Origin of the sequence: Flavobacterium difficile, assembly GCF_011392115.1 — a bacterium.
GTDB lineage: Bacteria > Bacteroidota > Bacteroidia > Flavobacteriales > Flavobacteriaceae > Flavobacterium > Flavobacterium difficile.
Window position 1 is genome coordinate 70517 of record NZ_JAAJBT010000008.1, and the last position, 10914, is coordinate 81430.

A 10914-nucleotide genomic window follows, 5' to 3' on the forward strand; every position below is an offset into this window, starting at 1 on the left:
AGGCTTTTTTTATGTTTAATTGTTTTGTGCAATGTATCTCTAACTTATAAAATTCCTTAAGTCTTTATAGTTTAAAATTTTTATCTTAGCACAAATTAAACGGGAATGCCAAACTGGACAACTTATATTAAAGAGTATCAAAATTATCTAAGATTAGAACGAGGTTTATCTTCTAATACGATTGAAAATTATAGTTTCGATATTGAAAAATTAGTTGGTTTTTTATCTGAAAATAATATTGAAGTTTCGCCAATAAAAATTACTGATGAGCAAGTCCAACATTTTATATATTCTATTTCCAATAAAGTAAATGCGAGAAGCCAATCGAGAATAATTTCTGGATTAAAAAGTTTTTTCAATTATTTAATTTTTGAAGATTATCGAAAAGACACTCCATTAGAGTTAATTGAAGTGCCCAAAACAGGTAGAAAATTACCAGATACACTTTCAACTCAAGAAATTGATTTGCTAATAAATGCTATTAATTTAACTGCTGCTGAAGGCGAACGCAACAAAGCTTTATTAGAAACATTATATAGTTGCGGATTAAGGGTTTCCGAGTTAGTTACTTTAAAAATTTCCGATTTATTTTTCGAAGAAGGTTTTCTTAAAGTCACAGGAAAAGGGAATAAACAGCGTTTTGTTCCTATTGGTTTACCCACTCAAAAACTAATTCTTAATTATAAAAATTTCATTCGTTCGCATTTGCCTATTCAAAAAGGGCATGAAGATACCTTATTTCTAAATCGAAGAGGAAAACAGTTAACTAGAGCTATGGTTTTTACAATTATCAAAGATTTAGCTTTGAAAATTGATTTAAAAAAGAACATTTCACCACATACTTTCCGACATTCTTTTGCCACACATTTATTAGAAAATGGTGCTGATTTACGGTCTATTCAATTGATGTTGGGTCACGAATCTATAACTACTACTGAAGTTTACATGCATTTAGATAGAAAATTCTTGGCAGAAGTAATGCAAAGTTATCATCCAAGAGGAAAATAAGTTTAAAGTACTTTTTCAATAGAAAAACTTGTTGATAGTGATGTTCCAGTGGAACCACTATTCTGATATTTAACTTTAGCATTTCTTTGTCCTGCTACAATGGATGCATCGTAATCACTAAAAATTCTAAATCCGTAAGAATGTCCGTTCTCTAGTTGTAAATAATTAGAAATACCAAAACTTTCATTTCTACCAGGAGTCATTGTACTATTATTATTATCTCTGTGTTTGAACGTTCTTCTTAAAACCCAGTTATTTGTCGTAAAATCCCAAAGTCCTATTAAAATATCTAAATCATACTCGTCATTTGAATAATCTCCAATATCAAAATCCATAGAAATTTTATAATATCCAGTAAATAATGGCGAATACCTTCCTGTTGTACCATTATATTCACTGTTTACATCAATTAATTCATTTGATAATACAATTTCTTTAAAGTTAAAATCTTGATCTAATGAAATGTCTGAATTTAAAAAACCAACAAATTTAGTGCCAGGTGCAGATGGATCAGAATAACTATTAACCAATGTTCCATCTGGGCGAACATAAACCTGAGTGGTCATATTGTTTGGATTCATTAAACCTCTAATTCTTATATTTCCATTTACATCTAGTTCTTGAGTTGGGTTCGTAGTATTTATTCCTACCTGAGCACTACTAAATAAGAAACTAAGGACGAATAAAAAGGATAATTTTGCTTTTTTCATTGCTAATAATTATTTAAACTTAACTAATAAAGTTTAAGATGTAAATTTGGGTTTTAATGGTACAAAGATGTTTTTTATTTTCTGAAGTTTAAATTATATTCGATAAAGGTTGTATAAACTCGATACGAAACCGTTTTAATAGTTAAAATGTAATAATTATCGTTTAAAATCATTTTTTTTCTAATAAACTTGTAATTTATATCATTATTTTAAATTTTTCATAAAACAATGGAAATAAAATTTATTTATTAATTAACATTTTATTTCATGTGAACAAGGGTGTATTTAATACTTTTGCTACAAATTAAAAATCTATTATTTTGAAAAAAACAACCTCAACAATCGTTTTCTTTTTATTTGTATTGACCGCATTTTGTCAAAACAAAACACACAACATTGATTTTAAGAATGCTAAAGAATTTAAGTCATTTTTCAGTGGAAATGAAAATTTTTATCCACTAGTAAGTGCACACAGAGGTGGACCGACTACAAATTTTCCAGAGAATTGCACAGCAACTTTTGAAAACACAATAAAGAAGAACCCAGCTGTAATTGAAACGGATATTGCCTTAACGAAAGATTCTATTTTAGTGATGATGCACGATAATAATTTAGATCGTACGACAACGGGCACTGGTCCAATAAATTCCTACACATACAAAGAATTGCAAAGTTTATTTCTTAAAGATAATGAAGGGAATGTTACGCCTTATAAAATTGAAACTTTAGATGAGGTTTTAAAATGGGGTAAAGGAAAAGTAGTTTATACTTTAGATGTGAAAAGAGGTGTTCCCTTTAAAATGGTTATAGATGTAATTCGAAGAAATAAAGCTGAAAATTACTCAATTGTAATTACATATAACGCGAATCAAGCTGCAGAAGTAGCAACTTTAGCACCAGATTTATTACTTTCAGTTTCGGCAAGAGGAAAAGAAGATGTGGAACGTATGGAAGCCTTAGGTGTAAAAGCTGAAAACATGATTGCTTTTATCGGAACTTCTTTCCCAAAAGAGGAAACAATGACCTACATGAAGTCTAAAGGAATTTGTTGTATATCTGGAACAATGGGAAATATCGATAAAAGTGCCCTAGCCAATGGAGATGCAATTTATTACGATATAGTAAAGACAGGGGTGATGATTATTTCTAGCGACAGACCAGCAGAAGTTGCAAAACAGATGGAACTTTATTGTAAAAACGAAAAGTTAACGAAGAAGTTTTAATTTTATTTTTGAAGATAAATGGATTTATTCCACTTAAAAGAAACGTGATAAAACCAGCTAAATTGCTGGTTTTTTTTATGTTCTATCGTATAATTTTTATAATATGCTTTAATTATTTTTGATTCCGTTAGAAATTAAAAATTAGTAAGTTAGCTATACAGAATTCAATAAGTGTGAAACTATTCAATAAGTGGTTTTTTTATTTGATGGTAAGTAACTATCTTTAAACAAGAAATTTAAACTTAATAAAATGAATGTTTTTAGAATAATTTTTTTATTGATTATACTCAGTTTATCATCTTGTGCCACTAAAAAACAAAATGCAGATTTAATCGTCAAGAATGCCAAGATTTATACCGTAAATGATACTTTTGAAATTGTCGAGACGATGGTAGTTCACAAAGGGAAAATTGTTTATATAGGGAAAAATCAAGAAATTGAGAATCTATTTGAGGCAAAAGAAATAATAGATGCGAAAAATCAATTCGTTTATCCAGGTTTTTATGATGCTCATGCGCATTTATATCGATTTGGACTTGACAAACAAATTGTAGATTTAAAAAACACAAAAAGTTTTGAAGAAATTATTGAGCGTTTGAATTTTTTTCAAAAGGAAAAGAAACAAGATTTTTTACAAGGAAAAGGATGGGATCAGAATGATTGGATTTACAAAGAGTTTCCGACAAGAGAAAAATTGGATGAATTGTTTCCTAATATTCCAGTAGTTTTAACCAGAATTGATAATCATGCCATGTTAGTAAATGGAAAAGCACTTAAGCTAGCAGGTATTACGAAGGAAACAATAATTGAAGGCGGTGAAGTTGAAGTTATAGATGGTAAAATGACTGGCATTTTAATTGATAATGCCATGGCTTTAGTTCGCTCAATTATCCCTGAACCCAACCGACAAACTAAAATTCAAGCTCTAAAAGATGCTGAAAGAGAAGTGTTTAATTTTGGAATTACAACAATAGATGAAGCAGGTTTAGAACGAGATGTTATTGAGTTAATCGACAGTTTGCAAAAATCAGATGTTCTAAATTTAAATATTTATGCAATGGTTAAAGCAACAAAAGAAAATTTAGAATATTATACAAAAAAAGGAATCTATAAAACCGATAAATTGAATGTTCGTTCTTTTAAATTTATGGGTGATGGTGCTTTAGGGTCAAGAGGTGCCTGTCTACACGTTCCTTATTCTGATAAACCCAAACAATTCGGTGCTTTATTAAAACCAATTTTTGAAATTAAAGATATTGCAAAACAAATAGCAAATTCTGAATATCAAATGAATGCTCATGCTATTGGTGATTCTACAAATACTGTATTGATGAAAATTTATAGTGAAGTCTTGAAAAATAAACCCAACCGAAGATGGAGAATTGAACATGCACAAATAATGAAAGAAATTGATTTCGATTATTTTACTAAAGGAATTATACCTTCCATTCAACCGACACATGCCACTTCAGATATGTATTGGGCAGAAGAAAGGGTTGGAAAAGAACGTATTAAAAACTCATATGCTTACAAAAAAATTCTTGAAAAAGCTGGGTTAGTAGCTTTAGGAACTGATTTTCCTATTGAAGAAGTAAATCCAATGTTAACATTTTATGCCGCAGTAGCTCGTAAGGATTTAAATAATTATCCTGATGATGGTTTTCAAATCGAGAATGCATTAAGTCGAGAACAAACTTTGAAAGGAATGACAATTTGGGCTGCATTTGCTAATTTTGAAGAAAATGAAAAAGGTAGTTTAGAAGTTGATAAGTGGGCGGATTTTACAATTTTTTCAGATGATATTATGACTATGCCAATTGAAAAAGTACCATACACCTTACCTACACAAGTTTATATAAAAGGTAAGAGAGTAAAATAAATTGTTCAATTATAAAACACCAACATAAAATAATGTTGGTGTTTTATAATTTTTAGGAGATACTGAAACATCCCTAAGCTTAAGGGCAGCATGATAATTCTGTATTACTCTTCAATAAGCACTTCTAAAATACTAATTGCGGCTTCACTAATTTTAGTTCCAGGACCAAAAACAGCTACAGCACCTGCATCGAATAAATATTGGTAATCTTGTGCTGGGATCACTCCGCCTACAATTACCATTATGTCTTCGCGGCCATATTTTTTTAGTTCTTTAATGACTTGTGGCACTAAGGTTTTGTGTCCAGCCGCTAAGGAAGAAACACCTAAAATGTGTACGTCATTTTCCACGGCTTGTTTTGCCGCTTCGGCAGGCGTTTGAAATAACGGACCAATATCCACATCAAAACCTACATCGGCATAACCTGTGGCTACAACTTTTGCACCACGGTCGTGTCCGTCTTGACCCATTTTAGCAATCATAATCCTTGGTCTTCTACCTTCTTTTTTGGCGAAGTCGTTGGCTAATTGTTTGGCTTTTTCAAAACTTTCGTCGTTTTTTATTGCTTGACTATACACACCACTTATCGATTTAATTTGTGCTTTATGTCGTCCGAAAACTACTTCTAAAGCATCACTAATTTCTCCTAAAGTTACTCTATTTCTCGCAGCTTCTACGGCTAAAGCTAATAAATTTCCGTTTCCAGTTTTCGCACATTCTGTAAGTGCTTCTATGCTTTTCTTAGCTTTTTCAGTATCACGATTAGCTTTTATTTCTTCTAAACGTGCAACTTGTTGCTTGCGCACCATATCGTTATCTACATCTAAAATGTGTAACGGATCTTCTTTTTCTAAACGGTATTTGTTGACACCTACAATAATATCTTGTGTGCTGTCAATACGTGCTTGCTTACGTGCAGCAGCTTCTTCAATTCGTAATTTTGGAATTCCAGCTTCAATGGCTTTCGTCATTCCACCAAGCGCTTCTACTTCTTCAATTAAAGCCCAAGCTTTTTCTGTAATTTCAGCAGTTAAACTTTCTACATAATAACTTCCTGCCCAAGGATCTACTGTTTTGCAAATTTTAGTTTCCTCTTGTAAAAAGATTTGTGTATTACGCGCAATTCGAGCTGAGAAATCTGTTGGTAAAGCAATCGCCTCATCTAAGGCATTTGTATGTAAAGATTGGGTTCCTCCAAAGGCAGCCGCAGCCGCTTCAATTGCGGTACGAGCCACGTTATTAAACGGATCTTGTTCAGTTAAACTCCAACCAGAAGTTTGACAATGTGTTCTTAGAGCTAACGATTTTTCGTCTTTTGGGTTGAATTGTTTTAAAAGTTTCGCCCAAAGCATTCGACCGGCACGCATTTTGGCAATTTCCATGAAATGGTTCATACCAATTGCCCAAAAGAAAGAGAGGCGAGGAGCGAATTCATCAATTTTCATACCTGTTGCTAAACCAGTACGAATATACTCTAAACCATCGGCAAGTGTGTAGGCTAATTCGATATCTGCTGTGGCACCCGCTTCCTGCATGTGATAGCCTGAAATGGAAATCGAGTTGAATTTTGGCATTTTATTACTAGTATATTCGAAAATATCGGCAATAATTTTCATGGAAGGTGTTGGTGGATAAATATAAGTATTTCGCACCATGAATTCCTTCAAAATATCGTTTTGTATCGTTCCTGATAATTTCTCTGGAGCCACGCCTTGTTCTTCAGCAGCTACGATGTAGAAAGCCATAATGGGTAAAACCGCACCGTTCATCGTCATAGAAACTGACATTTCATCTAGTGGGATTTGATCGAAAAGAATTTTCATATCTTCCACAGAATCAATGGCAACTCCGGCTTTTCCAACATCACCTTGTACACGAATATGGTCAGAATCGTAACCACGATGTGTTGCTAAATCGAAAGCAACTGATAACCCTTTTTGTCCAGCTGCTAAATTTCTTCTATAGAAAGCATTACTTTCCTCTGCAGTAGAAAATCCGGCATATTGACGAACAGTCCAAGGTCGGCGCACGTACATAGTAGCATAAGGTCCGCGTAAGTTGGGTGCAAAACCTGCTCCAAAACCCAAATGTTCTAAATCGGCAATATCTTCTTTAGTGTACGTTGGTTTTACGTTAATTTTTTCGGCTGTTTCAAAAGAGCTAATAGCTGTTGCTTCCAGCATCTGGCTTCCAGCTTCTAACTTTATATGTTGTATGTTTTTTCTCATAGCTTATTCTTCTAGAGCTAAACGTTCTTGTTCTAATTTTTCTGATAATCTTTTTTCGATAATTGGTGCAATTAACGTTTTTCTATCTTTTGTTTTTACGAAAGGAAACAACTCTAAATCGTGTTTCATTTTGTCGTTTGGATTCGGATATTTGTTTGTTCCTAATAAAATTTCTTTACCAGAATCGAATAAATCTTGTTCTTTTTGAGCACTTTCCGAAATTTTTCTTTGAATGGTTCCTTCAATCAATTGCGTGATGAAACCACCATTTACTTCCAATTCTTTGAACAATTCTAACGCTTTTTCGGCTAATTGTTCGGTTAACATTTCAATATAATACGCGCCATCGGCTGGATTGTTGACTTTATCTAAATAACTTTCTTCTTTTAAAATTAACAATTGATTGCGCGAAATTCTGTCGCCAAACTCATTGTCTTTATGATAAATGGCGTCGTAAGCTAAGTTTGAAACTGCATTGGCACCTCCTAAAATGGCCGACATACATTCTGTTGTGGTTCGTAACATATTTACGTTGTAATCGTATAAAGTTTTGTTACGTTTTGTGGGTGTTGCCACGATATGACAATCGAAAGTATGATTATATTCTATAGCTAAGGTTTTGAATAACAAGCGTAAAGCACGAATTTTAGCAATCTCAAAAAAGTAATTCGTACCAACAGCAACTTCTATAGTTATAGGTTGTTTGATAGATGGAATACGGTTGAAATATTCGTTTACATGTGCTAATGTATACGCCAATTGTTGTACCATATTTGCTCCGGCATTTTGATAAATTCCAGATTGAATGGTTAAAAAGGCGTTGGTTGTATTTTTTGCGATTTCGTTTAGTTTTTCGAAATCTGGATTCAGGTTTTCGAACCAGTTTCCGTCTTTTGCTAATTGTCCGATTGGATCAATTTGAATGATGAAAGTAGCCTTATTTGTTGAAGCAAAATCGTTTAACAATTTTACATATTCAACAGAAAGAAAAGGTAAATTGAAATAATAAGTTACGTTTTCTAATGGTAAATTTTCCATTAGTTTGGCCACTTCAATTTTATCTGATTCGATAGTAAAACGTATACTTTCTGCACCACGACTTAAACTGTCTTTTGCTTTTCGGTTCGACATTTGAATATCGTGTACGAAAATGTTTTGCAAAATGGTGAATTCTGTTGCTTTAGTATTGGAAGTATAGGTTGTAATTTCTTCGTCGGAATGGTAAAAAGGCTTTACTTTGATGCCTTCTGGACTTTCCCAAACCAAGGTTTCGTTATAATCAGCTCCTTTGAGTTCAAATTGAATTTGTTGTTTCCATTGTTTAGAGGAAACGGTTTCGAAATCTGTGAATAAGTTTGTTTTCATGCTTTGGTTATTTGATTTGAAAACTAATTTTGTTATGTAGCCCTGATAGTAGTGGAAATCCTTTTTTTTGTAATTAAGCGCCATTCAATAAGACAAATGTTGTAAAAAAAAGATTGCAACGGATAGCAGGACTGTGGTGGATTGAAAAGCTATTGTTCTGCTTCCAATACACTATCTTTTATTTTATCTTCTTCGAATTCTATGATGTAAATATCCTCGCTATCTTTTTTCATAAAGTATTTTTCACGCGCATATTTTTCTATCATATTATCGTTTTTTAAATGTTTTATTTTGATGCTATCTTTGGAGATTTCCGATTGATAATATTTTTTGTTGTCGTTTAATTCGTCGATTTGCTTGTTTAGAAAACGATGCTCAAAATACGAATAAATATCGAAAAATAACATCCAAATGATAAACGCAATAAGAATCAAATAGTACTTGTTTCCTAAAAATCTCAGGAAAGGAATTTTTTGTACTACTATTTGAAACTTTTTAAACATTATTTTTCAATACGTTGGTTAATTACCGCACGAACTACATCAATAGCTACCGTGTTGTATTTGTCGTTTGGGATAATAATATCTGCGTAGGCTTTTGTTGGCTCGATAAACTGCTCATGCATAGGTTTAAGCGTAGTTTGATATCTGGTTAAAACTTCTTCCATATCCCTTCCACGTTCGGCAATATCACGTTTTAAACGGCGAATTAATCGTTCATCAGAATCGGCGTGAACAAAGACTTTAATGTCAAATAAATCGCGAATTTCAGGATTGGTAAAGATTAAGATTCCTTCCACAATCATAACTTTTCTTGGATGTGTAGAAATAGTATCGTCGGTTCTGTTATGTGTGATAAAAGAATATATCGGTTGGTCAATTACTTTTCCAGCTTTTAAATCTTTTAAATGTTGAATTAGTAATTCGAAATCGATGGCACGTGGATGATCGAAGTTAATTTTGGTGCGTTCGTCATAAGACAAATTAGTAGTTTCTTTATAATAAGAATCTTGAGAAATAATTCCTACTTCCGTAGAAGGCAATTCGTTCATAATTTGATGTACAACAGTAGTTTTTCCACTCCCTGTTCCTCCAGCAATACCAATGATAAGCATAAATGTGTGTTTAATTTAGGCAAAGATAGAAATATATACTGTAAAAAAAATTCTCACCTTGAGGAAAAGTGAGAATTTTAATAAATATCTGTAACCAGAAAATTAATTATTAATAAGCTGTAATAATTCATTTATTTTTTGAGGATTATTGAAAGCACCATCATAATATGTAGTAACAGTTGCAGAGCTTTCGTCTTTTATACCTCTTGAGGAAACACAAAGATGTTTAGCGTCGATGATAACTGCAACGTCTTCGGTTTGTAAAACTTGTTTTAATTCGTTAGCAATTTGAATGGTTAACCTTTCTTGCACCTGAGGTCTCTTAGCATAATATTGTACAATTCTGTTAATTTTGGATAATCCAATTACTTTTCCAGAAGAAATATAAGCCACATGAACCTTTCCAAATATTGGTACAAAATGATGCTCACAGTTAGAATAAAAAGTAATATTTTTTTCTAACAACATTTGATTGTATTGGTATTTGTTATCGAATAATGCGATTTTTGGTTTGTTTTGTGGATTTAATCCAGAAAAAATTTCTTCTACATACATTTTAGCAACTCTTTCAGGCGTACCTTTTAAAGAATCGTCTGATAAGTCAAGGCCTAGAGTATCCATAATTTCTTCAAAAAGAGAAGCTATTTTTACTTTCTTTTCTGAATCTGATAATTCGAAAGCATCTTTTTTAAGAGGAGTTTCTATTGAAGTGAATAAATGTTCGTCACCAATTTCTTCAACTGATAAAGTAGTTAAACCATTTAAATTTATAGGGTCTTTCATGTGATTTTATATTTTACTAAAGCAAAGATAGTAAAATGTTTAACATATTACATAAAAAGTTAAACAAAATTTTAAAAAACTTATTGTATTTAAAATTTAACTAATCAATTAGAAGTGTTTTAATAAAAAAAAAAGAGTCTTCAAATTATGAAATCTCCTTTGTCGGGGTGGCAAGATTCGAACCTGCGGCCTTCCCGCTGTGCGGGACGCGATAAGCATTAAAAGAGTTCAATTGAAATATTTATATTTAGATACACCTAATTAAGAGTTTGTGTAAGCGTGATAAAGGAAATAAAAAAGGAGACTTCAAATTATGAAATCTCCTTTGTCGGGGTGGCAGGATTCGAACCAGCGGCCTTCCCGCTGTGCGGGACGCGATAAGCATTAAAAGAGTTCAATTTAATATTTAGATTTTGATTTATTTACTAAAGAGTAAGTGTAAGTATATTGAAGTAATAAAAAAAGGAGACTTCAAAATATGAAATCTCCTTTGTCGGGGTGGCAGGATTCGAACCTGCGGCCTTCCCGCTGTGCGGGACGCGATAAGCATTAAAAAAGTTCAATTGAAGATACACCTAATTTAGAGTTTGTGTAAGTGTAATAG

At 32.3% G+C, this 10914-nt stretch carries 9 protein-coding genes; 3 read left to right on the top strand and 6 right to left on the bottom strand.

What is annotated here, in order from left to right; genetic code table 11:
* The first annotated feature begins 105 nt into the window (after positions 1-105).
* Positions 106-1008, top strand: a complete 903-nt coding sequence (xerA, locus tag G4D72_RS12220; protein ID WP_166078007.1) for a site-specific tyrosine recombinase/integron integrase — start codon at positions 106-108, stop codon at positions 1006-1008.
* 2 nt (positions 1009-1010) lie between these two features.
* On the opposite strand, the gene G4D72_RS12225 is transcribed toward xerA, so the two are convergent.
* Positions 1011-1718 carry a hypothetical protein gene (locus tag G4D72_RS12225; RefSeq protein ID WP_166078008.1) on the bottom strand — a complete coding sequence of 236 codons (708 nt, stop codon included), beginning with the start codon at positions 1716-1718 and terminating at the stop codon, positions 1011-1013.
* A gap of 320 nt (positions 1719-2038) precedes the next feature.
* On the opposite strand from G4D72_RS12225, the gene G4D72_RS12230 reads away from it, so the two are divergent.
* Positions 2039-2941: a glycerophosphodiester phosphodiesterase family protein gene (locus G4D72_RS12230; RefSeq protein ID WP_166078009.1), complete on the top strand. Its 903-nt coding sequence runs from the start codon at positions 2039-2041 to the stop codon at positions 2939-2941.
* 250 nt (positions 2942-3191) lie between these two features.
* The gene (locus G4D72_RS12235; protein WP_166078010.1) at positions 3192-4820 is read left to right on the top strand and encodes an amidohydrolase; all 1629 of its coding nucleotides are present in this window, start codon (positions 3192-3194) and stop codon (positions 4818-4820) included.
* A 104-nt stretch (positions 4821-4924) separates the two neighbouring features.
* On the opposite strand, the gene scpA is transcribed toward G4D72_RS12235, so the two are convergent.
* From scpA to folE, 5 genes are all read right to left on the bottom strand, one after another.
* On the bottom strand, positions 4925-7048 hold the full coding sequence (gene scpA / locus G4D72_RS12240; RefSeq protein WP_166078011.1) for a methylmalonyl-CoA mutase: 2124 nt from the start codon (positions 7046-7048) through the stop codon (positions 4925-4927).
* A gap of 3 nt (positions 7049-7051) precedes the next feature.
* Complete coding sequence (locus tag G4D72_RS12245) at positions 7052-8413, bottom strand: methylmalonyl-CoA mutase subunit beta (protein WP_166078012.1); 1362 nt, start codon at positions 8411-8413, stop codon at positions 7052-7054.
* A 149-nt stretch (positions 8414-8562) separates the two neighbouring features.
* Complete coding sequence (locus tag G4D72_RS12250) at positions 8563-8916, bottom strand: FtsB family cell division protein (protein ID WP_166078013.1); 354 nt, start codon at positions 8914-8916, stop codon at positions 8563-8565.
* Positions 8916-9527: a uridine kinase gene (gene udk / locus G4D72_RS12255; RefSeq protein WP_166078014.1), complete on the bottom strand. Its 612-nt coding sequence runs from the start codon at positions 9525-9527 to the stop codon at positions 8916-8918. The genes G4D72_RS12250 and udk overlap by 1 nt, the downstream gene beginning before the upstream one ends.
* 102 nt (positions 9528-9629) lie before the next feature.
* Positions 9630-10310: a GTP cyclohydrolase I FolE gene (gene folE, locus G4D72_RS12260; protein WP_166078015.1), complete on the bottom strand. Its 681-nt coding sequence runs from the start codon at positions 10308-10310 to the stop codon at positions 9630-9632.
* Positions 10311-10914: the final 604 nt, after the last annotated feature.

Bases quoted from the DNA above. Each gene is read 5' to 3' on its own strand.
- xerA (WP_166078007.1), top strand. From the start codon at position 106: ATGCCAAACTGGACAACTTATATTAAAGAGTATCAAAATTATCTAAGA.
- G4D72_RS12225 (WP_166078008.1), bottom strand. From the start codon at position 1,718: ATGAAAAAAGCAAAATTATCCTTTTTATTCGTCCTTAGTTTCTTATTT.
- G4D72_RS12235 (WP_166078010.1), top strand. From the start codon at position 3,192: ATGAATGTTTTTAGAATAATTTTTTTATTGATTATACTCAGTTTATCA.
- scpA (WP_166078011.1), bottom strand. From the start codon at position 7,048: ATGAGAAAAAACATACAACATATAAAGTTAGAAGCTGGAAGCCAGATG.
- G4D72_RS12245 (WP_166078012.1), bottom strand. From the start codon at position 8,413: ATGAAAACAAACTTATTCACAGATTTCGAAACCGTTTCCTCTAAACAA.
- G4D72_RS12250 (WP_166078013.1), bottom strand. From the start codon at position 8,916: ATGTTTAAAAAGTTTCAAATAGTAGTACAAAAAATTCCTTTCCTGAGA.
- udk (WP_166078014.1), bottom strand. From the start codon at position 9,527: ATGCTTATCATTGGTATTGCTGGAGGAACAGGGAGTGGAAAAACTACT.
- folE (WP_166078015.1), bottom strand. From the start codon at position 10,310: ATGAAAGACCCTATAAATTTAAATGGTTTAACTACTTTATCAGTTGAA.